At 66.9% G+C, this 22,756-nt stretch carries 23 protein-coding genes; 9 read left to right on the top strand and 14 right to left on the bottom strand.

Annotation, left to right across the window (positions count from 1 at the left end):
* Nucleotides 1-3 precede the first annotated feature (3 nt).
* Nucleotides 4-750, top strand: a complete 747-nt coding sequence (locus tag CAL15_RS17025; RefSeq protein ID WP_086079681.1) for an ABC transporter ATP-binding protein — start codon at nt 4-6, stop codon at nt 748-750.
* 121 nt (nt 751-871) lie between these two features.
* Here CAL15_RS17025 and CAL15_RS17020 read toward each other — a convergent pair whose 3' ends face one another.
* The 11 genes from CAL15_RS17020 to fdxA all read right to left on the bottom strand — a co-directional run bounded on the left by CAL15_RS17020 (nt 872) and on the right by fdxA (nt 11,198).
* The gene (locus tag CAL15_RS17020; RefSeq protein WP_086079680.1) at nt 872-1,885 is read right to left on the bottom strand and encodes an ABC transporter substrate-binding protein; all 1,014 of its coding nucleotides are present in this window, start codon (nt 1,883-1,885) and stop codon (nt 872-874) included.
* 287 nt (nt 1,886-2,172) lie between these two features.
* Entirely contained in the window at nt 2,173-3,177 is a 1,005-nt protein-coding gene (locus CAL15_RS17015) for a branched-chain amino acid ABC transporter permease (protein ID WP_086079679.1), read from the bottom strand.
* Nucleotides 3,174-4,061, bottom strand: a complete 888-nt coding sequence (locus CAL15_RS17010; RefSeq protein ID WP_086079678.1) for a branched-chain amino acid ABC transporter permease — start codon at nt 4,059-4,061, stop codon at nt 3,174-3,176. The genes CAL15_RS17015 and CAL15_RS17010 overlap by 4 nt, the downstream gene beginning before the upstream one ends.
* Before the next feature lie 103 nt (nt 4,062-4,164).
* Nucleotides 4,165-5,379, bottom strand: coding sequence for an ABC transporter substrate-binding protein (locus CAL15_RS17005; protein WP_086079677.1), 1,215 nt, complete (start codon nt 5,377-5,379; stop codon nt 4,165-4,167).
* A gap of 60 nt (nt 5,380-5,439) precedes the next feature.
* Nucleotides 5,440-6,243, bottom strand: a complete 804-nt coding sequence (locus tag CAL15_RS17000) for an ABC transporter ATP-binding protein (RefSeq protein WP_232468004.1) — start codon at nt 6,241-6,243, stop codon at nt 5,440-5,442.
* Between the two features lie 130 nt (nt 6,244-6,373).
* Nucleotides 6,374-7,147 (bottom strand): ABC transporter ATP-binding protein, encoded by a 774-nt coding sequence (locus CAL15_RS16995; RefSeq protein WP_086079676.1) that lies wholly within the window; start codon nt 7,145-7,147, stop codon nt 6,374-6,376.
* Nucleotides 7,148-7,299: 152 nt separating this feature from the next.
* Nucleotides 7,300-7,935, bottom strand: coding sequence for an endonuclease III (nth, locus tag CAL15_RS16990; RefSeq protein WP_086079675.1), 636 nt, complete (start codon nt 7,933-7,935; stop codon nt 7,300-7,302).
* On the bottom strand, nt 7,932-8,606 hold the full coding sequence (gene rsxB, locus CAL15_RS16985) for an electron transport complex subunit RsxB (RefSeq protein WP_086079674.1): 675 nt from the start codon (nt 8,604-8,606) through the stop codon (nt 7,932-7,934). The genes nth and rsxB overlap by 4 nt, the downstream gene beginning before the upstream one ends.
* A 90-nt stretch (nt 8,607-8,696) precedes the next feature.
* Entirely contained in the window at nt 8,697-9,932 is a 1,236-nt protein-coding gene (locus CAL15_RS16980; RefSeq protein WP_086079673.1) for a polyhydroxyalkanoate depolymerase, read from the bottom strand.
* 117 nt (nt 9,933-10,049) lie between these two features.
* Nucleotides 10,050-10,826 (bottom strand): ferredoxin--NADP reductase, encoded by a 777-nt coding sequence (locus tag CAL15_RS16975; protein ID WP_086079672.1) that lies wholly within the window; start codon nt 10,824-10,826, stop codon nt 10,050-10,052.
* A gap of 48 nt (nt 10,827-10,874) precedes the next feature.
* Nucleotides 10,875-11,198, bottom strand: coding sequence for a ferredoxin FdxA (gene fdxA / locus CAL15_RS16970; protein WP_086079671.1), 324 nt, complete (start codon nt 11,196-11,198; stop codon nt 10,875-10,877).
* Between the two features lie 515 nt (nt 11,199-11,713).
* Here fdxA and pncB point away from each other — a divergent pair.
* Nucleotides 11,714-12,892 carry a nicotinate phosphoribosyltransferase gene (pncB, locus tag CAL15_RS16965; protein ID WP_086081154.1) on the top strand — a complete coding sequence of 393 codons (1,179 nt, stop codon included), beginning with the start codon at nt 11,714-11,716 and terminating at the stop codon, nt 12,890-12,892.
* Between the two features lie 106 nt (nt 12,893-12,998).
* Nucleotides 12,999-13,352 carry a RidA family protein gene (locus tag CAL15_RS16960; RefSeq protein ID WP_086079670.1) on the top strand — a complete coding sequence of 118 codons (354 nt, stop codon included), beginning with the start codon at nt 12,999-13,001 and terminating at the stop codon, nt 13,350-13,352.
* A gap of 19 nt (nt 13,353-13,371) precedes the next feature.
* Here the strand turns inward: CAL15_RS16960 and CAL15_RS16955 are convergent, their stop codons facing one another.
* Together CAL15_RS16955 and CAL15_RS16950 are read right to left on the bottom strand one after the other, a co-directional pair.
* Nucleotides 13,372-13,881 carry a flavodoxin family protein gene (locus tag CAL15_RS16955; RefSeq protein WP_086079669.1) on the bottom strand — a complete coding sequence of 170 codons (510 nt, stop codon included), beginning with the start codon at nt 13,879-13,881 and terminating at the stop codon, nt 13,372-13,374.
* Nucleotides 13,878-14,711 (bottom strand): zinc-dependent peptidase, encoded by an 834-nt coding sequence (locus tag CAL15_RS16950; protein WP_086079668.1) that lies wholly within the window; start codon nt 14,709-14,711, stop codon nt 13,878-13,880. Before CAL15_RS16950 ends, CAL15_RS16955 begins: the two co-directional genes overlap by 4 nt.
* A 152-nt stretch (nt 14,712-14,863) precedes the next feature.
* Between CAL15_RS16950 and CAL15_RS16945 the strand changes: the two genes are divergently transcribed.
* On the top strand, nt 14,864-17,089 hold the full coding sequence (locus tag CAL15_RS16945; protein WP_086079667.1) for a RelA/SpoT family protein: 2,226 nt from the start codon (nt 14,864-14,866) through the stop codon (nt 17,087-17,089).
* A 39-nt stretch (nt 17,090-17,128) separates the two neighbouring features.
* Here CAL15_RS16945 and CAL15_RS16940 read toward each other — a convergent pair whose 3' ends face one another.
* Nucleotides 17,129-18,028: a LysR substrate-binding domain-containing protein gene (locus CAL15_RS16940; protein ID WP_086079666.1), complete on the bottom strand. Its 900-nt coding sequence runs from the start codon at nt 18,026-18,028 to the stop codon at nt 17,129-17,131.
* A gap of 117 nt (nt 18,029-18,145) precedes the next feature.
* Between CAL15_RS16940 and CAL15_RS16935 the strand changes: the two genes are divergently transcribed.
* The 5 genes from CAL15_RS16935 to argE all read left to right on the top strand — a co-directional run bounded on the left by CAL15_RS16935 (nt 18,146) and on the right by argE (nt 22,657).
* Nucleotides 18,146-19,114 carry a Bug family tripartite tricarboxylate transporter substrate binding protein gene (locus CAL15_RS16935; RefSeq protein ID WP_086079665.1) on the top strand — a complete coding sequence of 323 codons (969 nt, stop codon included), beginning with the start codon at nt 18,146-18,148 and terminating at the stop codon, nt 19,112-19,114.
* Nucleotides 19,115-19,128: 14 nt separating this feature from the next.
* Nucleotides 19,129-19,434 carry a YciI family protein gene (locus tag CAL15_RS16930; protein ID WP_086081153.1) on the top strand — a complete coding sequence of 102 codons (306 nt, stop codon included), beginning with the start codon at nt 19,129-19,131 and terminating at the stop codon, nt 19,432-19,434.
* Nucleotides 19,434-20,540, top strand: a complete 1,107-nt coding sequence (locus tag CAL15_RS16925) for a muconate/chloromuconate family cycloisomerase (protein ID WP_086079664.1) — start codon at nt 19,434-19,436, stop codon at nt 20,538-20,540. The genes CAL15_RS16930 and CAL15_RS16925 overlap by 1 nt, the downstream gene beginning before the upstream one ends.
* An 86-nt stretch (nt 20,541-20,626) precedes the next feature.
* A complete protein-coding gene (gene pcaD / locus CAL15_RS16920) occupies nt 20,627-21,433 on the top strand; it encodes a 3-oxoadipate enol-lactonase (protein ID WP_086079663.1) in 807 nt (268 codons plus the stop codon).
* Between the two features lie 72 nt (nt 21,434-21,505).
* On the top strand, nt 21,506-22,657 hold the full coding sequence (gene argE / locus CAL15_RS16915; RefSeq protein ID WP_086079662.1) for an acetylornithine deacetylase: 1,152 nt from the start codon (nt 21,506-21,508) through the stop codon (nt 22,655-22,657).
* The last annotated feature ends 99 nt before the right edge of the window (nt 22,658-22,756 follow it).

Genomic DNA, 22,756 nt, shown 5'->3' with positions numbered 1-22,756 from the left:
ACCATGCAGGGCGGCCCCATTCTCGAGGTGCGCGATCTTTCCGCCCGCTACGGCAAGGTGGGCGCGCTGACGGGCGCGGTGCTGACGGTGCCCGCCGGCAGCATTGTCACCGTGATCGGCGCCAACGGCGCCGGCAAGTCCACCATGCTGAACGCCGTGATGGGTGCGCTGCCGCAGACCGGCCATGCTTCAGGCCAGGTGCGGTATGCGGGAACCGACGTGTCGGGCTGGAAGGTCGAACGCCGCGTGTCGGCCGGCATGTCGCTGGTCCCCGAGCGCCGCGAGCTGTTCGGCAGCATGTCGGTGGAAGACAACCTGCTGCTGGGCGGCTTTCGCCGCTATCGCGCGCGTGAAAGCGGCTGGCGCGACACGCTGGACGAGGTCTTCGAACTGTTCCCGCGCCTGCGCGAGCGCCGCGCCCAGCAGGCCGGCACGCTGTCCGGCGGCGAACGCCAGATGCTGGCGGTGGGCCGTGCGCTCATGGCCAAACCCAAGCTGCTGATGCTGGACGAGCCCAGCCTCGGCCTGGCGCCGCGCATCGTGCGCGAGATCTTCCACATCATCGCTCGCCTGCGCGAGACCGGCGTGGCCATCCTGCTGGTCGAGCAGAACGCGCGCGCGGCGCTGCAGGTGGCCGACTACGGCTACGTGCTCGAGACCGGCGAGATCGTGCTGCACGGGCCGGCCAAGGACCTGGCCGGCAATCCGCGCGTCATCGAAAGCTATCTGGGGTTGGGGAAGAAGGAATAGCGTGGCGGGGGCAGGCGGCAGCATGGATGCCGCCCCCTTCGGGTGGCAAGCAGCCTCATCGCTGATGCGATATCCCGGCGTGTAGCGCTTCGACGCTGGCCATGCCCGTTTCCGTGCAGCCTTACAGCGCCTGCTCCACGCGCTGCGCCACGTCCGCCGGCACCCATTTCTTCCACTCGTCGCCATACGTCTGCAAAAAGTACTTGGCGGCTTCTTCCGGTTCGGCGCCTTCCTTTTCCAGCCAGCCCAGCGTGCCGTCGATGGCCGGGCTGGAAATCTTTAGCGCGGCGAAGAACTTCTGCAGCGCCGGCGCCTGCCTGGCGAAGTCGGCGTTCAGGCCCGTGATGACGGGATTCGGCTTGAATTCCGTGGCCACCGGCTGCGCGCACTTGGGATCGGTGATGCAGGTATAGGCTTTCTGGTCGAAGGGCGGCAGCTCGAGCTTCACCAGGTCCAGCGAGCCCACCAGCGCGGTAGGCGTCCAGTAGTAGAAGACGATGTCGCGCTTGCGCTTGTAGGCCGACACGATGGCCGCTTTTTGTGCCGCACCCGAGCCCGGCGCGAACATGGTGTAGGTGTCTTCCAGCTTCAGGGCGCGCAGCAGGTTGTCGTTCAGCGTGCCGCAGGCCCAGCCGGCGGGGCAGCCATAGATGCGGCCCTTGGAAGGATCTTCGGGGTCGGTGAAGGTCTCCTTGAAGCGCGCCAGGTCGGCGGCGCGCTTCAGCTCGGGATGGCGCTCGGCCGTGTAGCGCGGGATGTACCAAGCCTCGCCGGCATCGTAGACGTGGCCCACGCCGATCACCTTGCCCGAATCCAGCGCCTTCTTCCAGGCGCCTTCGATCTGGCCCGGCCACACTTCGGGGGTGACGTCCACGTCGCCACGCTGCAGCGCGGCCAGCATAGCCAGCGTCTCGCCGGATTCCAGCGTGGTCTTGCAGCCGTAGCCATGTTCCAAGATGAAGCGCTCGATGCCGGCGAGCACCAGGTTGGATTCCCAGTTCAGGCCGGAAAAGCGCACCGGCCGCTGCACTTCGCATTGCGCCGCGGGCGTGGACGAGGCGGCCAGGGCCGGCGCGCCGGCCGCGAACAGGGGCAGGGCGGCCAGCAGCAATCGGAGGGTACGCGTCACGCGCATCGGCAGGACTCCTGGTTAGACGCGCCGCCGGCGGGATGGCCGCGGCGCGGATATGGGCTCGGTCATGCCGTGACGCCAGCGTGTGGCGGGATGCGGGGATGCGGCGCGGCGGCAGGACAGATTGTCCATTCTACGAGGCGACGCTGCGCCCGCCTCGCGGGCGCGGCGTCGCTTGGTAAGCAGCTGTGAATGCGATCGCGGGGCGAGACGCGGCTGACCATGGCCGCGTTCTCCGCACACGGACCCGCGGCCGCGCGGCGGTGCAGCGCCGCGAGCGCGCGGCGTCTTCAGGCCTTGGCCGTCGTCGTGGTGGCGGCCGCAGCGCGGCGCCGCTGTTGCAATGCCGCGATCTCGCCGACGATGCCGCGACGGAACGCCATGACGCACACCACGAAGATGAGGCCGATGACGATGGTGACCGATTCGCCCAGCTGGTTGAACCACTCGATGCCGGTAAGCTGTGCCAGCGATCGGCCGAAGTCGCCTACCTTGTTCTCGAGCATCACCACGACGATGGCGCCGATCACGGGGCCGATGAGCGTGCCCAGGCCGCCGATCAGCGTCATCAGGATCACCAGGCCGGACATCTGCCAGGTGGCGTCCGACAGCGTGGCCGACACGAACACCAGCGACTTCGTCGCGCCGGCCAGCCCGGCCAGCGCGGCCGACAGCACGAAGGCCAACAGCTTGAAGCGGTCGACGTCGTAACCCAGCGACAGCGTGCGCGGCTCGTTCTCGCGCAGCGCCTTCAGCACCTGGCCGAACGGCGAGTGCACCGCGCGCCAGATGATGAAATAGCCGATGGCGAACACGCCCATCACCAGGTAATACAGATTCAGGTCGCGCGACAGGTCTATCACCCCCAGCAGCGTGCCGCGCGGAATGCCTTGCAGGCCATCCTCGCCGCCCGTGAAGCGGGCCTGCAGGAAAAAGAAGAACACCATCTGCGCCAGGGCCAGCGTGATCATCGCGAAATAGATGCCGCTGCGGCGGATGGCGATGAGGCCCATCACCAGGCCCAGCAGCGCGGCCACCGCCACGCCGAACAGCAGGCCCAGTTCGGTGGGCAGCCCCCACACCTTCAACGCGTGGCCGGCCGCGTAGGCGGCACTGCCCAGGAAGGCCGCATGGCCGAAGGACAGCAGCCCCGTGTAGCCCAGCAGCAGGTTGAAGGCGCAGGCGAACAGCGCATAGCACAGCACCTTCATGACGAAGATCGGATAGACGCCCATGAACGGCAGCGCCGCCACGATGACGGCCGCCAGCACGTAAACCAGCAGTTGACGGTTCATTTCTCTCTTCCGAACAGCCCGGCGGGGCGCAGCAGCAGCACGATGGCCATGATGATGAAGACGACGGTGCTGGAGGCTTCGGGCCAGAACACCTTGGTCAGGCCTTCGATGACGCCCAAGCCCAGGCCGGTGACGATGGCGCCCATGATCGAGCCCATGCCGCCGATGACGACCACCGCGAACACCACGATGATCAGGTTCGAACCCATCAGCGGCGAGACCTGCAGCACGGGCGCGGCCAGCACGCCGGCGAACCCCGCCAGCGCCACGCCGAAGCCGTAGGTCAGCATGACCATGCGGGGAACGTTCACGCCGAAGGCCTCGACCAGCCGCGGGTTCTCGGTGCCGGCGCGCAGCAGCGCGCCCAGCCGGGTGCGTTCGATGACGAACCAGGTGGCCAGGCACACGGTGATGGAGGCCACGACCACCCAGGCCCGATAGTTGGGCAGCACCATGAAGCCCAGGTTGGTGGCGCCGCGCAGCGCCTCGGGCGTGGGATAGGGCTGGCCCGACACGCCAAAGAAACTGCGGAACATGCCTTCGATCAGCAGGGTGAGGCCGAAGGTGAGCAGCAGCCCGTACAGGTGGTCGAGCTTGTACAGGTGGCGCAGCAGCAGGCGTTCGATGACGATGCCGAACAGGCCCACGACGATGGGCGCCAGCACCAGCATGACCCAATAGTTCAGGCCGAGGTACGACAGGCCCATCCAGGCGACGAAGGCGCCCAGCATGTAAAGCGCGCCGTGCGCGAAATTGATGACGTTGAGCAGGCCGAAGATCACCGCCAGGCCCAGGGACAGCATGGCGTAGAACGAGCCGTTCACCAGGCCCAGCAGCAGCTGTCCCAGCAATGCCTGTATGGGGATGCCGAATACTGAAATCATCTTGTGGTTATTCCTGCGCGCCTACGATTACAGCGGGGATTGCAGCGTATTGCAGTACGCGCGCGGCCCATGGGGCAAGGTCGCGCGCGTCTGCCAGGAAGGCTTACTTCTTGACCAGCTTGCAGGTCGATTCCGACAGCTTGGTGTAGACGTCATCGCCCGGCAGGGTGGCGACTACCTTGTAGTAGTCCCACGGGCCCTTGGACTCCTTGGGCGTCTTGACCTGCATCAGGAACATGTCGTGGACCATGCGGCCGTCTTCGCGCACCACGCCGCCCTTGGCGTAGAAGTCGTTCACCTTGTTCGACTTCATCCACTTCATCAGGGTGTCGGGATCGTCGGTGCCCGTGGCCTTGACACCGCTGAGGTAGAACGCCACCGACGAATAGTCGGCCGCCTGCAGCGAGGACGGCTTGCGGTTGACCTTGGCCTCGAACTTCTTGGACCAGGCGCGCGCCTCGTCGCTCTGGTCCCAGTACCAGCTGTCGGTCAGGTACATGTTCTGGGTGGCTTGCAGGCCCAGCGAATGGATGTCGTTGATGAACACCAGCAGGCCGGCCATCTTCATCGTCGAAGTCACGCCGAATTCGTTGGCGGCCTTGATCGAGTTGATGGTGTCGCCGCCCGCATTGGCGAGGCCCAGGATCTGCGCGCCCGAGGACTGGGCCTGCAGCAGGAACGACGAGAAGTCGGAGGTGGCCAGCGGGGCGCGTACGTTGCCCTTGACCTCGCCGCCCGAGGCCTTCACGACAGCCGTGGTGTCGCGCTCGAGCGCGTGGCCGAACGCGTAGTCGGCCGTGAGGAAGAACCAGCTCTTGCCGCCGTCCTTCACCACCGCCGAGCCGGTGCCGCGCGCCAGGGCCACCGTGTCGTAGGCGTAGTGAATGGTGTAGGGCGTGCACTGGGCGTTGGTCAGGTCCGAGGCGCCCGCGCCGATGGCGATGAACGGGCGCTTCTTCTCGGCCGCCACGGCCGCCATGGCCAGGCTGGTGGCCGAGTTGGTGCCGCCGATCAGGATGTCGATCTTCTGTTGGTCGAACCATTCGCGGGCGCGGGCCGAGGCCACGTCGGCCTTGTTCTGGTGGTCGGCGGACAGCACCTCGATCTTCTTGCCGTTGATCGCGCCGCCGGCATCCTCCACGGCCATCTGGATGGCCTGCAGGCCGGCCTTGCCGTCGATGTCGGAATACACGCCCGACATGTCGGTGATGAAGCCGATGCGGATGACGTCGTCGGAGATGCCCTGGGCCTGGGCGGGTAGCCCGGCGAATCCCAGGCCGGCGACGGCCAGTGCAGCAGTGATAGTGTGCAGCTTCATGGGATGACTCCTCTCTTCCCTGTGTGGTCTTGCCGGTGTTCCGGCGGGTACAGGCTTTTTTTAGACGCCCAACAGTTCGTTGAGCGTGTCCTGCTTCTGCGCGAGTTGCGACGCCTCGAAGTGCTCGACGATCTGCCCATGCTCCATGACGTAGAAGCGGTCGGCCAGCGGCGCGGCGAAGCGAAAGTTCTGTTCCACCATGACGATGGTGTAGCCGCGCGCCTTGAGCGCGGTGATCATGCGAGCCAGGGCCTGGACGATGACGGGCGCGAGGCCTTCCGAGATCTCGTCCAGCAGCAGCAGATTGGCGCCCGTGCGCAGGATGCGCGCCACCGCCAGCATCTGCTGCTCGCCGCCCGACAGGCGCGTGCCCGGCGAGCCGCGCCGCTCGTGCAGGTTGGGGAACATCTCGTAGATCTCGGCCAGCGACATGCCGCCGCCCAGCGATCCCACCGGCGGAGGCAGCAGCAGGTTCTCTTCGCAGGACAGGCTGGCGAAGATGCCGCGTTCCTCGGGGCAATAGCCCACGCCCAGATGCGCGATGCGGTAGGTGGGCAGGTCGATGGACTCGGTGCCGTGGATGCGTACGGACCCTTTCCGCATGCCGGTCAGGCCCAGGATGGCGCGCAGCGTGGTGGTGCGGCCCGCGCCATTGCGGCCCAGCAGCGTGACCACCTCGCCCTGCGCCACCTCGAGGTCGACGCCATGGAGAATGTGGGATTCTCCATACCATGCATGCAACCCGGAGATCTGCAGCGCGGGAGTGGCGGAGGCGGTTGCCGCGGCGCCTTCCTGCCGAGGCGCCGCCGGCTCGGCGGTGGACACGTCATGCGAGTCATAAGGCACGGCCATTGCAATGCTCATATGTTGCCCCCTAGGCGCTGCGCGCCGTCCCCCCGAGGGGGATATTCGCCCTTGAGGCGGCTCTGCGGGCTCATCGGTAGGCCTCCGTGCTGCGCACTGCGGTATTCGCCCTTGAGGCGGCTCGGCGGGCTCATGCATGCGCTCCCTGAAGCTCTCCATCGGTGGTGCCCATGTAGGCTTGCATGACCGCGGGGTGTTTGGACACGACGGCGTAGGGGCCTTCGGCCAGTACCGCGCCGCGCGCCAGCACCGTGATGGTGTCGGCGATGGACGACACCACGTTCATGTTGTGTTCGACCATGAGGATGGTGCGGCCGGCGCTGACGCGCTTGATGAGCCGCGTGACGCGGTCGACGTCTTCGTGGCCCATGCCCTGCGTGGGTTCGTCCAGCAGCATCAGCTCGGGTTCCATCGCCAGCGTGGTGGCGATCTCGAGCGCGCGCTTGCGGCCGTAGGGCAGATTGACGGTGGTCTCGTTGGCGAATGCGCCCAGGTCGACCTGTTCGAGCAGGTCGAGCGCGGCGCGGTCGAGGCTGCGCAGGCGCGACTCGCTTTTCCAGAAGTGGAACGACATGCCGGTCTTGCGCTGCAGGCCGATGCGCACGTTCTCGAGCACCGTGAGGTGTGGGAACACCGCGGAGATCTGGAAGGACCGGATGACGCCGCGCCGCGCGATCTGCGCGGGACGTTCGCCGGTAATGTCGACGCCGTTGAAGACGATGCTGCCCGAAGTGGGCGAGAGAAACTTGGTGAGCAGATTGAAGCAGGTGGTCTTGCCCGCCCCGTTGGGACCGATCAAGGCATGGATCTGGCCGCGCTGCACGCGCAGGTCGACCCCGTTCACGGCCACGAAGCCGCGAAACTCCTTGGTCAGTTTTCTTGTCTCCAGGATGGCATTGTCCATAGTCGGCATACCAACATCGTTTTATAGGATTGCGGCGAGTATGCGGACCCCTTCCTCAAAATGCCATGAGGGTTTTTCATAGTATTGTGCCGTGCAGCGTAGGGGGCTCGATATGCTCGATTTATGGCCTACGCGACCATCAGGCGCCAGTATTACGCGGCAGTCTTTTGTTTGAATTCGCAAAGGTCGGAAATGCCGCATTGTGGGCATTTCGGCTTGCGGGCCACGCAGATGTAGCGTCCATGCAGGATCAGCCAGTGATGCGCATCCTGCACGAAGTCGCGCGGAATCACCTTCTCCAGCTTCAGCTCGACGTCCAGCACGTTCTTGCCGGGCGCGATGCCCGTGCGATTGGACACGCGGAAAATGTGCGTGTCCACGGCGATGGTGGGTTGGCCGAAGGCCGTGTTCAGCACGACGTTCGCGGTCTTGCGTCCCACGCCCGGCAAGGCTTCCAGCGAGGCTCGATCCTGCGGCACCTCGCCGCCGTGGCGCTCCAGCAGCAGCCTGCAGGTGGCGATGGCGTTCTTGGCCTTGGTGCGGTACAGCCCGATGGTCTTGATGTACTGGGCCAGGCCTTCCTCGCCCAGGTCCAGCAGCGCCTGCGGCGTGCCGTATTCGGGAAAGAATTTGCGCGTGGCCAGGTTCACCGACTTGTCCGTGGCCTGCGCCGACAGCAGCACGGCGATGAGCAGTTGGAACGGGGTCTGATACTCGAGTTCGGTGGTGGGATGCGGATTGGCGGCTTGCAGGCGAGCGAATATCTCGCGGCGTTTGGCGGCGTTCATGGAAGCTGGGTGGCCTGTCGTCGGGCGCGTGCGCGCGCCAGGGCGGATTCGATGGCGGTACGGCGGCGGTCGGCGTCCGATGCGGTGGCATCCGCGGATGCCGGCGCCGGCTCGACAGCGGCGGCCTCCGCCGCGAGGGGCGCTTCGGCTGCGTCCGCCATCAGCCGCACCAGTTCGGCCGGCGTGCGGGCCAGGCGCTCCGCCCGCGCGGCATGGCGCCTGCGCGCCGCGTCGGCATCGGCCGGCGTCCAGGCGCGGCCGGCGGGCACCATGGCGATGCAATCGACCGGACAGGGCGCCACGCACAGGTCACAGCCGGTGCACAGGTCGGGCAGCACGGTATGCATGCGCTTGGCCGCGCCCACGATGGCGTCCACCGGACAGGCCTGGATGCACAGCGTACAGCCGATGCAATGGGCTTCGTCGATGACGGCGGCCGTCAGCGGACCCGGCACGCCGCGCGTGGTGTCCAGCGCAAGTTCGGGCGTGTCCAGCAGACGGGACAGGGCTGCGATGCCGGCTTCTCCGCCCGGCGGGCAGCGATTGATCGCGGCCTCGCCGGCGGCGATGGCATCGGCGTAGGGACGGCAGCCGTCATAGCCGCACTTGGTGCACTGGGTCTGCGGCAGCAGGCCGTCGATGCGCTCGGCGAGCGTGGGAAGGGAATGCATGGCAAGACAAACGGAGCCGGCCCGGCACGCTGTGCGACTCTCTCTTGCTTGTCGGGACAAGAGAGCAGGCTGGCGCTGTGGCGGGACCGCTCAGAACTGGCGGATGAATGCCGCGATTTTAGGGCAGATCGTCTCGCGCCACCGCCGGCCCGAGAAGATGCCGTAGTGGCCCGCGCCCTGGGCCAGGTAATGCTGCTTGCGCGCGGCGGGGATGCCGCGGCACAGCTTGATGGCGGCGCGCGTCTGGCCCTGGCCCGAAATGTCGTCCAGCTCGCCCTCGATGGTGAGCAGGGCGGTCTTGCGGATGTCGGCGGGCCGCACCAGTTGGCCGTCCACTTCCCAGGTGCCGTTCGGCAGGCGGAATTCCTGGAACACGGTACGGATGGTGTCCAGATAGAACTCGGCCGGCATGTCCAGCACGGCGTTGTACTCGTCATAGAAGCGGCGATGCGCCTCGGCGTCGCTGTCGTCGCCGCGCAGCAGGTGCAGGTAGAACTCGTAATGGGACTGCAGGTGGCGGTCGGGATTCATGGCCATGAATCCCGCGTGCTGCAGGAAGCCCGGGTAGACGCGCCGGCCCGCGCCGCGGTATGCGCCCGGCACGATGTGGATCAGCTGGCTTTCGAACCACTCATAGGGTTTGGTGGTGGCCAGGCCGTTGACCTGGGTGGGCGACTCGCGCGGGTCGATGGGACCGCCCATCATCGTCATGGTGCGCGGCTGCACGGTCTCGCCGGCGCTGGCCATCAGCGAGATGGCGGCCAGCACGGGCACCGTAGGCTGGCAGACCGAGATGACGTGCAGATCGGTGTCGGCGCCCAGCAGGCGAATGAACTCTTGTATGTAGCGTACGTAGTCGTCGAGGTGGAACGGACCCGCGGCAACCGGAATCATGCGCGCGTCGACCCAGTCTGTGACGTAGATGTCATGCGCCGGCAGCAGCGCGCGCACGGTGTCGCGCAGCAGCGTGGCATGGTGGCCCGACATGGGCGCCACCAACAGCACACGAGGATCCTTGCGGGCCGCGGCATTGCGCGGCAGTTCGCGTTCGAAGTGGATGAGCCGGCAGAAGGGCTTGTCGACCACGCAGGTTTCGCGCACGGCAACCTGTTTGCCGTTGATCTCGGTGGTGGGCAACTGCCATTCGGGCTTGTGATAATCCTTGCCGATGCGATGCACGAGCGCCAGGCCGGCGGCCATCTGGCGCGCCATGGGCGTGTAGGCCAGCGGATTGTAGGGACTGGAGAACCACTGCGACCCGGCGTCGGTGAACTCGGCGAGCGGGCGCAGGAATGCCCGCTGCATTTCGTGCAATTGGTACAGCATGGAGTGTTCCCTTCGCATAGGCCATGTGCTGTGCACAAGCATATTTCGAAATGGCCTATTGCGGGTTGTAGCAAACGGTTTAGACGTTGCGAAAAAGCGACTCGCAACGCGCCGGGATCACCAGTAGTTTTCCACCGCGAAGGTACCCGGAATGCCTCGGCGCCCGGGGGCGAAGCCTTGCTCGCCCAGCAGCTTTCGCGCGTCGGCGAGCATCTCAGGATTACCGCACAGCATCACGCGTGCCTGCGCGGGGTGGAGAGGCAGGCCCGCCAGGCGCTCGAGCGACCCGTCGGCGATGAGGGTGGTGATGCGCGCCTGCGGCATGCCGGGCAGGGCTTCGCGGGTGGCGATGGGAAGGTACTGCAGCTGGCCTGGCGCGGCGGACCGCTGCCACGCGGCGATTTCATCGCGATAGGCCAGTTCGGCCGCCGTGCGGACGCCGTGCACCAGCACGATGCGTTCGAAGCGCTGCCACACCGCCGGATCGTCCAGGATGGACAGATAGGCCGACAGTCCGGTGCCGGTGGCCAGCATCCACAGGTGATCGCCGGTAGGGAAGCGGTCGAGCGTCAGAAATCCGAATGGGGTTCTGTCGACGTACAGTGCGTCGCCGGGCTGCAGCTGCGCCATACGCGGGCTGAACTCTCCCTCGGGCACCACGATGGAATAGAACTCGAGCCAGGGCTGGTGCGGCCCCGAGACCATCGAATAGGCGCGCCATACGGTGGGTTCGGCATCGGGCGCGTCGAGATCGGCGGGCAGGCCCACGCGAGCGAACTGCCCCGGCTGGAACGCATACGCCGGATCGCGCGTGACGCGCAGGGAGAAGAGTTTGCCCGGCACCCAGGTGCGTACCTCGGTGACGGTCTGGCGGGTGTACTTGCTGTCGGTCATCGGCATCCAGTCGGCCGCGCGGCGGCCCGAGGCCGGCGCAACGCGGCGTCAGCGCTCGAGGTGCTGCAGTTTGTCCTGGACGCCATTCCATTCATCGGCATCCGGCAGCGGCTTCTTCGCGCGGCTGATGCTGGGGAAATCGGCGGCCAGTTCGGCATTGAGGGCGATGAACTTCATCTGGTCCTGCGGCACGTCCTCTTCCGCATAGATGGCGTTGGCAGGACACTCGGGAATGCAGACGGCACAGTCGATGCACTCGTCGGGATCGATCACCAGGAAGTTGGGGCCTTCGCGAAAACAGTCAACCGGGCACACGTCCACGCAATCGGTGTACTTGCACTTGATACAGTTTTCGGTGACTACGTGGGTCATTCAGGAAACTCCGGACAGGCGGGGCTGTTCTGTTCTGTTGTTCTGTAGATATCGGGATTTTACCCAATGCGGCGAGGCGGGACGATCATAACCCTGGGCGTCGTATGGCAGGGGAGCGGGTCTTTGGTCTTTGAAGAGGGTTGTGTTCTGTGTCGGTGGGGATGGTGGCGTTCTTGAGGCGCCCGGGCCATGACTGCGGATTCTCGTCCTCGCGCTGACGCGCTGCGGGCGCGAACCCTCCGCCATGTCCCAGGCTCAAGACGTCTCCATGCCGCGATCGGACGGCGCAGTACCTGCAATCGCGGCATGGCGTTGTCGTGAGCCGTGGGCGTGCCGGAGAAGTCGCGCCCGCAGCGCGGCGCGCGAGGACGAGACTTCGCAGGTACGACCACGGCGCCAGAAGAACGCATACAGCGGAACGCATACAGCGCTTCGCTACAGCACACCGTCGGAACGAACCCGCCATCGCAGAGAATCCCGCCTATGCTATGGTTGCCGAAACGAAACGCGCGATCATGATTATCACTTCGCTGCTCGACACCGACTTATACAAGTTCAGCATGATGCAGGTAGTGCTGCATCATTTCCCCGCGGCGCAGGTCGAATACCGCTATAAATGCCGCACCCCCGGGGTCGACTTGCAGCCGTACCTGGATGAGATCCGCCAGGAGATCCACCATTTGTGCCAGCTGCGCTTCACCGAAGCCGAGCTGGATTATCTGCGCGGCCTGCGCTTCATCAAAAGCGACTTCGTCGACTTCCTGGGCCTGTTCCACCTGCCCGAGCGCTGCATCGACATCCGGCCCGATCCCGAGCATGCGGGCGAGATCTCCATCTCGGTCAAGGGGCCGTGGCTGCACACGATCCTGTTCGAGATCCCGGTGCTGGCCATCGTCAACGAGGTCTATTTCCGCAACACGCGCAAGGACGCCGACTGGGAAGAAGGGCGGCGGCGGCTGCAGTCCAAGATGCACCTGGTGCTGGACGATCCCGAGCTGGCCGACTTCCGCGTGGCCGACTATGGCACGCGGCGGCGCTATTCCAAGCTGTGGCAGGAAGAGGTCGTGTCTGTCATGAAAGCGCAGATGGGCTCGCATTTCGCGGGCACCAGCAATGTGCTCCTCGCGATGCGCCACAACGTGCTGCCGCTGGGCACCATGGGCCACGAGTATCTGCAGGCCTGCCAGGCGCTGGGGCCGCGGCTGCGCGATTCGCAGGTCTATGCCTTCGAGGTGTGGGCCAAGGAATACCGCGGCGACCTGGGCATCGCGCTGTCCGACGTATATGGCATGGACGCCTTTCTGCGCGACTTCGACATGTACTTCTGCAAGCTCTTCGACGGCGCGCGCCACGATTCGGGCGATCCCTTCGTGTGGGGCGAGCGCATGCTCGAGCACTACCGCAACAACCGCACCGACCCGCGCGCCAAGACGCTGGTGTTCTCCGACTCGCTCACCTTTCCGCGCGCCATCGAGCTGGCGCGCCGTTTCGCGGGACGCTGCAAGGTGTCGTTCGGCATCGGCACCAACCTTACCAACGACCTGGGCCACGAGCCGCTGCAGATCGTCATGAAGATGGTTCGCTGCAATGGCCAGCCGGTCGCCAAGGTGTCCGATGCGCCCGAGAAGACCATGTGCGACGATCCGGCCTACCTGGCGTATCTGCGACAGGTATTCCAGCTGCCGCCCGCCTGACCCTGCGGCGTACCGGGCCGCGGCAGGGCCGCGCGGCACGAAGTAGTACAGTGGGCGCGGCGGCGCCATTCCTTTCCATCAACTTTTCCTGCCTAGGGGAATCTTCATGAGCAGCATCAAGCGCTTCAACGTGGCCAAGCGACTGTCCGACATGGCGGTCTACAACGGCGTGGCCTACCTGGCCGGCCAGGTGCCCGACGACGCGACGCTGGACATCACCGGCCAGACGCAACAGGTGCTGGCCACGATCGACCGCCTGCTGGCCGAGGCCGGCACCGACAAGACCAAGATTCTGATGGCCCAGATCTACGTGGCCAACATGAAGGAATTCGACGGCATGAACAAGGCGTGGGACGCGTGGGTGGCCGATGGCAATTCGCCTCCGCGCGCCACGGTCGAGGCACGCCTGGCCAACCCCGACTACAAAGTCGAGATCGTCGTCACGGCCGCCATCGGCTGATCGGCCGGCGCAGGACGGGCTACGCACCCGTCAGCAGGGTGGCGGCCAGCAGGCCGCCCAATTCCTCGCATTGCGCGATCACGGCCGCCGGCACGGTCTTGGCGGCCAGTATCTGTTCTGGCGTCTGCGCCCCGTTGCGCGCCACCACGGCCGGTGCTGCCGCGCGCAGCCGCCAACCCGTGCAGATCCGTTCCACCTGGCGCGCGGCCCCTGTGCCGTCCGTGCCCGCGCTGATCGCCAGCGCATAAGGCCGGCCCGCGATGTGATCCAGCGCGGCGTAGTAGCAGCGGTCGAAGAACTCCTTCATTTCTCCGGTCAGCGTGCCCAGGTTCTCGGGCGCGCAGAACAGATAGCCGTCTGCCTGCAGCACGGCCTCGGGCGGCGTGCGGCCGGCGCGGCGGCGCACCACGGCCAACTGGGGCGCGGCCTCGAGTTCCCGCGCGATGCGGCGAGCGCCCCGCTCGAGCGCGGCCGCCATCTGGCGCGCCGCGCCCGTGCGCGAATGCCAGACGATCAGCAGGGTCTTCACGCCAGCCGCGCCAGAGTGTCCTGGCGATAGTAGGCCCGCAGCAGGGCATGCCATTCGGGCAGGGCCTCGGCCAGCGGCGCCGGGTCGACGAAGAAGTGCTCGGAGCTGACGGCGAAGAACTCGGCCTCGTCGGTGGCCGCGTAGGGGTCAAGCGGCAGACTGGCATACCAGGCGTCGGCCTCCACGCTTTCCGGGTCCACATCAGGAGGAATCGCTGCCTCCACCGCCTCCAGCGCGGCCACGTAGCGGTCGTAGCTTTCCTCGAGCACCCGCCGCCAGGTGCGCGGCTGCAATTCGGGATGCGCCGCCAGCGAGGGCATGCCGTCGGCTTCGCCGGCCTGCAGGTCGAGCTTGTGGGCGAACTCGTGGATCACGACATTGAAGGCGCCGGCCTCCGGATCGGGGTCGGCCCACGACAGGACGACCGGCCCGCCGTCCCAGGCCTCGCCGGCGGCCTCTTCGACATACTCGTGCACGATGCCGGTTTCATCGGTCTGGCGCCGTGGAATGGCGAACCCTTCCGGATAGACGATGATCTCGTCCCAGCCCTCGTACAGGGCGGGCGAGAGATTCAGGATGGGCAGGGCCGCCTGCGCGGCGATCGCCAGCCGCATGAAATCGGTGGGCTCCATGCCCTGGGCGCCGTTCAGGTTCTTGCTGGCCAGCACCCAGGCGCAGCGCGCCAGCAAAGCCTCGCGCTCGGCCTCGGACAGCGGCGACAGGAAGGGATAGGCCGAGAGCACCTGGCGCCACAGTGTTTGCGGAATGCGGGCCTGCATATCGGCCACGGCCGGGGCGGCGGCCCCGCGGCCGCGCAGCCATCGAAACATGATGGGTTTTTTCCTGGTTGCTTGATCGGGATATGCCGCGCGCCGCGCCGTGGACGGGTCTGGCCACAGGCATTGCAGCCGAGCTGCGGCGTTCGTGCGCGGGACCCTTAGTGTAGAGTGTAGAAATTGCTTTCGTCGCCCAGTTCCGCGCAATGCCCACCCCTATCGATCCCGCCGCGCCCCATCCGTTCGACGCGGCCTGGCGCCAGGCCGCCACGGCCGGGTTGGACGACGAGGGCGCCCGTCTGGTCGAACGGGCCGCGGCGTGGGCTGAACCACGTTTCGATGGCCAGTTGGCCCTCACGGGCGAACCCTTGCGCACCCATGCCGCCGGTGTGGCGTGCCTGCTGGCCCGCCTGCAGACCGACGCGGCCACGCGCGCGGCCGCGCTGCTGGCCTCATTGCCGCACGACCCCATGGCGCCGGCGCCTGCCCTGCGCAACGATCCGGTGGCAACCGAGTTCGGCGCGGAAGTGGCACGGCTGGTGCAGGGCGCCCGCGCGCTGCTGCGCCTGGGCGCGGTGGCGCGCCAGGCCAGCGATGCCGCGGCGGACACCGGCAGCCAGAAAGAGATGCAGCGCAAGATGCTGCTGGCCATGGCGGCCGATCTGCGCATCGTGCTGATGCGCCTGGCATCGCGGCTGCAGACCCTGCGCTGGCACGCCGAGACCAAGGCGCCGTGCGACCCGGGCTTCGCCCGCGAGACCCTCGATCTGTATACGCCGCTGGCCAACCGGCTAGGCATCTGGCAACTGAAGTGGGAAATGGAAGACCTGGCCTTCCGCTTCCTCGAACCGGTCCGCTACAAGGAAATCGCACGCCTGCTCGAAGAGAAGCGCGTCGAGCGTGAGGCTTTCATCGCAGCGGCCATCGAACGGCTGAGCAGTGCATTGGCCAAAGCCGGCATCCCCGCCGAGGTCAGCGGCCGGCCCAAGCACATCTACAGCATCTGGAACAAGATGCGCATCAAGGGGCTGGACTTTTCGCGCCTGTACGACGTGCGCGCGCTGCGCGTCATCGTGGGCGACGTGCGCGCCTGCTACGGCGTGCTGGGTCTGGTGCACGAGATGTGGACGCCGCTGACCGAGGCCTTCGACGACTACATCTCGCGGCCCAAGCCCAATGGCTATCGCTCGCTGCACACCGTGGTGGCCGACGACGACGGCAGGCCGTTCGAGGTCCAGATCCGCACCCGCGAGATGCACCAGTTCGCCGAGTACGGCATGGCGGCCCACTGGCGCTACAAAGAGGCGGGCGTGCGCGGCGGGCAGGTGGCGGCTTCCAGCGACTACGACCGGCAGCTGTCCTGGATGCGCCAGCTGCTGGCCTGGAACACCGAGGTCGAATCGGGCGGCGCAGCGGAAGCGGCGCAGGGCGGCGACGGCCGCATCTACGTGCTGACGCCGCAGGCGCGCGTGATCGAACTGCCCGAGGGCGCCACGCCGGTCGATTTCGCCTATCACCTGCACACCGACCTGGGCCACCGCTGCCGCGGCGCGCGCGTCGATGGGCACATGGTGCCGCTGCACACGCGCCTGGCCACGGGACAGACCATCGAGATCATCTCGGCCAAGGCCGGAGGCCCGTCGCGCGACTGGCTCAATCCCCAACTGGGCTATCTGGCCAGCCCGCGCTCGCGCGCCAAGGTGCGCGCCTGGTTCAACGCTATCGAGCTTGCGCAGCGCATCACCCAGGGCCAGGCGCTGGTCGAGAAGGAGCTGCAACGGCTGGGCAAGACCGCCGTCAATCTCGAGCAATTGGCGCAGACGCTGGGCTTCGCGCGCGCCGACGACCTTTATGTGGCGGCCGCCAAGGAAGAGTTCAGCCTGCGCCAGATCGACGCGGTCTTCCAGCAGCCCGCGCCTGCCGTCGAGCCGCAGCCGCACGCGCTGCGTCATGCCAACGCGCCGGGAGCCGGCAGCGTCTCGGCGGGCGGCAAGAGCGGTGTGCTGGTGGTCGGCGTCGGATCGTTGATGACGCAACTGGCGCGCTGCTGCCGGCCCGCGCCGCCCGATCGCATCGCCGGATTCGTCACGCGCGGCCGCGGCGTGTCCATCCATCGCGACGACTGCCACAGCTATCTGGCGCTGGCGGCACGCGAGCCCGAACGCGTCATCGACGTGGCATGGGGCCATACCGGCGACACGGTCTATCCCGTGGACATCAGCGTGCGCGCGCACGACCGCTCGGGCCTGCTGCGCGATCTGTCCGAAGTGTTCGCGCGGCTGCGCCTGAACGTGGTGGGCGTCAACACGCAAAGCCGGCAATCGCTGGCCCACATGGTGTTCACGGTCGAGGTGCGCGACGGCGATGCGCTGACGCGGGCGCTGGATGCGTTGACGGCGGTGCAGGGCGTGACGGGCGCGAGCCGCCGCTAGCGCGCAGGCGGCGGACGCCCATCGCGGCGGGCAGCCCCGTCAACGCGCGGCCGCGTCGCTGCGTTTCACCGGCAGATGCGCCTTCACCGCCAGGGCGAACTCCTTGGCGGCTTCCGAGCGGTACCTGTCGCGCGGCCACAGCAGCGCGGCCGTGCGCTTGAGGTGCGGCGCGATGGGAATGGCCCGCATCGTGGGCAGTGACAGCACCGCGCCCTCGAACACCATGCATGCCAGATGGCTGTTGGCGACGATGGCCTGCATCGCCTGGATCGAGTCCAGTTCGATGCGCACGCGTCCCTGGATGTGCACGGAGAGATGCCGTTCGATCAGATGGCGCGATACGTACAGCCTGGATTGCAGCGCGATGTCCAGCGCGGCAAGGTCCTTCTTTCCAACCGACTTGCGGTCGGCCAGCGGATGGTCGTTCTTGACCAGCAGCATCAGCCGCTCCGAAAACAGCGGATCGCTGTCGAGGTGCTCATCGGTATCCGGCGTGGTGAATCCCAGGCCCAGGTCGAGCAGGCCGTCCTGCAGGCGCTGCTCGATCTGCGCCATGGGCAGGTCTTCGATGTGCAGGTGAATGCCCGGGTAGCGCATGGCGAACGACGCGATGGCGCGGGGCAGCAGCGAATTCGTGTAGGTCGTGATGACGCCCACGCGCAACTCGCCTCTTTGAAGATTGTTCAGCGATTGCAGGGCGAGCTGGCCGTCTTCGAGGTCGCGCAGCGCCCGCAGCGCGAAGCGGGAGAACAGCCGCCCGGCCTCGGTCAGGCGCACCTGCCTGCCCACGCGATCGAACAGCGGCGTGCCCAGCTCGGCCTCGAGCTGGCGCAGCTGGTGCGACAGCGTCGACTGCGTGATGTGCAGCGCATGGGCCGCCTGCGTGACGTGTTCGCGGTTGGCCGCCTCGAGAAAGTACCTGAGCTGGCGGATCTCCATGCGCGCCCCGATCCATTGATGAAAACGAACGATTCGGAGGATTTATATCATTATTCGGATCGGTTTCCTGTCAATAGAATGCGACGCAACGTATTTCGATAACAGGAGAAGACACCGATGAAAGCAATCTTTCGCGGTCTGGCACTGGCCTGCGCGACCCTGGCGTGCGCGTCCGCGGCGATGGCCGCCTATCCCGAAAAGCCGATCACGCTGATCGTGCATTTCCCACCCGGCTCGTCGACCGACGTCATCGCCCGCACCCTGGCGATGGAGGCCGGCAAGGACCTGGGCCAGTCCATCATCATCGAGAACAAGCCAGGTGCGGATGGAGCGATCGCCGCGCAGGAAGTCAAGCGTTCGCAGCCCGACGGCTATACGCTGCTGATCGCCACCAACAGCCCCATGTCCGGCGTGCCGGTCATGCGCAAGCAGTCGCCGTACGATCCCGTGAAGGACTTCTCGCCGATCACGGACATCGGGCGCTACTCGTTCTTCCTGTATACCCGCGCCGAGGTGCCGGGCAACACGCTCAAGGAATTCATCCAGCACGTCAAGCAGAACCCCGGCAAGCTCAGCTACGGCTCGGGCAACGTGACGGGGCTGCTGTCGTTCGCCTACGTGGCCGAAGCCAGCAATCTGGACATCCTCAACGTGCCGTACAAGGGCGAGCCGCCCGTCATCAACGACATGCTGGGCGGGCACCTGCATGCCGCCGTGGCCACGTCGGGCACCGGCATGCCGCAGGTGAAGGCGGGCAAATTCAAGGCGCTGGCCACGGTGCTGCCCGAACGCAGCCCCAACGCGCCCGACGTGCCGACCATGGCCGAGGCGGGGCTGAACGGTTTCCCGATCGCCCCATGGCTGGGCCTGTTCGGACCCGCCGGCATGCCCGCCGATGTCGTCGATCGCCTGAATGCTGCCTTCAAGACCGCGATGGACAAGCCGGCGGTGAAGCAGACGATGCAGGCCCAGGACTTCATGCTGACGCCCTCGACCCCCGCGGCCCTGGGCCAGTTGGTGAAGGACCAGCTCGAAAGCCATCGCAAGCTGCTGCGCGCCACGGGCCTGGAAGGCAGCCAGAACTGAACGGAGAATTGCGCGTGACCTATTTCATCGAGACCTTCGACAAGCCCGGGCACCAGGCGGTGCGCAAGGAACTGCGCCCCGCGCACCTCGAGTTCCTCGAGGCCAATGCGCACCGGCTGCTGGCCTGCGGCGCGAAGCTGAACGAGGACGGCACGGACGCGGGCGGCGGCGTCTACATCATCACGGCCGAGTCGCTGCAGGACGCCAAGGACTTCATCGCCGCCGATCCGTTCTCGAAGGGCGATCTGTTCGCCGAAGTGCGCATCACGCGCTGGCGCAAGGCGTATGTCGACGGCGTCTGCCACCTGCCGAGGGCGTAATGAAGCTTGCCACCATCGAGACGTTCATCGTCGACCTGCCGGTCTCGCGCCCGCACAAGCTGGCGATGGCGACGATCGATCGCCATAGCCAGGTGATCGTGCGCATCCGCACCGAGTGCGGCGTCGAGGGACTGGGCGAGATCGCCATCATCCCGCACTATGGCGAGGAAGCGCCGGGCGCCATCAAGGCCATGATCGACGAGTGCATCGCGCCGTACCTGATCGGCCGCGACATCCGCCAGCTGGAAAGCCTGGTGCAGTTCATGGACCAGGTCATCAAGAACAATGCGTATGCCAAGGGCGGCATCGAGATGGCCTGCGTCGACGCGCTGGCCCGCTCGCTGAACGTGCCCGCCTACCAGCTGTTCGGCGGCAAGCTGCACGACACCATTCCATTGCTGTGGGTGCTCGGCAACGGCGTCATCGAAAAGGACATCGAGGAGGCCGAGGCCAGGCTGGCCGAAGAGCGGTACAGGCTCTTCCTGGTCAAGATCGGCAAGGGCGATCCCCGCGAGAACGTCGAACGCGCGCTGGCCATCCGTGACGCCCTGGGCGAGCGGGCCAAGGTACGCGTCGACGTGAACCAGGGATGGGACGAGTCCACCGCCACCTGGGGCATCGGCGAACTCGAGGCCGGCGGCATCGAGGTCATCGAGCAGCCGCTGCCGGGCCACAACATCGAGGGCATGCGGCGCCTGACCGAGCGCTTTGCCGTGCCCATCATGGCGGACGAAGGGGTGATGACCCCGCAGGACGCCATGCGCATCGCGCATGCCAACGCCGCTGACGCGTTCTCTGTGAAGGTGACCAAGCACGGCGGAATGCTGCGCACCAAGCAGGTGGCGAACATCGCGCAAGCGGCTGGCATCCGCCTCTTCGGCGGTACCATGATCGAAGGACAGATCGGCACGTCGGCGTATTCGCAGATATTCTCGACCATGCCCAATCTCACCTTCGGCGCGCAGTTGTTCGGGCCTCATCTGTTGACCGACGACATCGCCTTGCCCGTCATCGGGTTCAAGGACCATGCGCTGGTAGTGCCGGACCTGCCCGGCTTCGGCGTCACGCTGGACACTGACAAGCTGAAGTTCTATCAGCGTCGCTAGGCCAGTCTGATGCGGCAGGCGGGCGCCGCCCATGGCGGCCCCGCCTTTTTTGCGCCTACCAGAAACGATATCCAGGAGTGACGACAATGACGCAGCCGATTCCCCTGCGCACCCGCAACGGCGATTTCCGCGTGGCGCTCGATGGGCCCGAGGACGCCCCGGCGCTGGTGTTCAGCAATTCGCTGGGCACGACGCTGGAGATGTGGCAGCGGCAGGCCGAGCACTTCGGCGCGCGCTACCGCGTGGTCAGGTACGACACGCGCGGGCACGGCGGCAGCCCGGTCACGCCGGGGCCTTATGGCTTCGACCTGCTGGGCGACGACGTGCTGGCGATCATGGACGCCCTGCGGATCGAGCGGGCCGCGTTCTGCGGGATTTCCATGGGCGGACATACGGGCCTGTGGCTGGCCGCGCATCGTGCCGACCGGTTCGGCGGCGTGGCGGTGTGCAACAGCGCGGCGCGCATCGGCAGCGGCCAGGCCTGGCGCGAGCGGGCCGACAGCGTGAGACAGGGCGGCCGCGCGGCCATGCAGGCGCTGGCCGCGTCGGCGCCGCAGCGCTGGTTCACCGAGTCCTTCATTGCCGCGCACCCCGACCGCGTGGCGCAGGCGCAGGCATGGCTGGCCGATATCGATCCGCAAGGCTACGCGGCGTGTTGCGACGGACTGGCGCAGTCGGACCTGCATGGCGCACTGCCGCGCATCTCCGTTCCCGTGCTGGCGCTGGCGGGGGAGCACGATCCGGTGACCACGCCCGCCGATGCGCAGGTCCTGCATGCCGGCATCGCGGGCTCGACGCTGGCCATCGTGCCCGCCTCGCATCTTTCCAATCTCGAGGCGCCGCAGGCGTTCGAGCAGGCGCTGGACGGCTTCCTGGCCGGTTTGCCGCGCTAGGGAACTCCACGGGGTCCGCGGCCCGGCGTACTCGCCTACACTGGCGCCTTCCCCATCCCGGACACCCGCATCATGGACACGCGCACCTGGCTCGAGCAACTGGTCGCCTTCGACACCACCAGCCGCAATTCGAATCTGGCTCTCATCGAGACGGCCCGGGACTGGCTGAAGGGGCAGGGCGTGCCGGCCTGGCTGGCGCACAACCCCGAGGGCACCAAGGCCAATCTGTTCGCCACGCTGCCTGCCGCCGATGGCGCCACCGAGGGCGGCATCGTGCTGTCCGGGCATACCGACGTGGTGCCGGTCGACGGGCAGAACTGGTCGTCCGATCCCTTCCGCCTGATCGAGAAGGACGGCGTGCTGCTGGGCCGCGGCTCGGCCGACATGAAGGGCTTCATCGCCGCCGCGCTGGCGGCGGTGCCCGATTTCATGGCCATGCCGCGCAAGAAGCCCATCCACCTGGCATTCTCGTATGACGAGGAAGTCGGCTGCGTGGGCGCGCCTGTCATGCTGGCCGAACTGCAGGCGCGCGGCATACGGCCCGAGGGCTGCGTGGTGGGAGAACCCACCGGCATGAAGGTGGTGGTGGCGCACAAGGGCATCAACCTGTTCCGCTGCCGCGTACACGGCAAGGCGGCCCACTCGTCGCTGACGCCGCGCGGCTGCAATGCCATCGAGTACGCCGCGCTGCTGATCTGCCGCATTCGCGAACTGGCCGACGCGATGAAGGCCAAGGGCCCGTACGACGAGTTCTTCGACGTGCCGTTCTCCACCATGACCACGAACCAGATCCGAGGCGGCATCGCCGTCAACACGATTCCCGAGGCGTGCGAGTTCCTCTACGAATTCCGCAACCTGCCGGGCGTGTCGCCGGCGGACATCCAGGCCGACGTCGAACGCTATGTGCGCGACGAGCTGCTGCCCCGCATGAAGGCCGAATTCGACGGCGCGCGCATCGACATCGAGGTCGGCGCGTCCGCCCCCGCCCTGGAAGCCTCGGAGCAGGCCGCCATCACCGAGCTGGTGCGCGGGCTGACCCAGGACCGGGACACCCGCAAGGTGGCCTATGGCACCGAGGCCGGCTTGTTCCAGGGTGTGGGCATCCCCACGGTGGTGTGCGGGCCGGGCCACATCGAGCAGGCGCACAAGCCCGACGAGTTCGTGGCGCTGGACCAGCTGGCGGCCTGCGATCGCTTCCTGCGCCAGCTGGGGCAGTCGCTGTAGCCCGCCGCGCGGCGCGAATCAGGCGGTCGCGCGGCAGCCTACGGTAAAATGCCCGGTTGCTGACCCGATGGCGGCCCCGTTCGCCTTTGGCCGCCATTC

Origin of the sequence: Bordetella genomosp. 13 (genome assembly GCF_002119665.1) — a bacterium.
Lineage (GTDB): Bacteria > Pseudomonadota > Gammaproteobacteria > Burkholderiales > Burkholderiaceae_B > Bordetella.
This window is presented reverse-complemented; position numbering and strand designations above follow the sequence as displayed.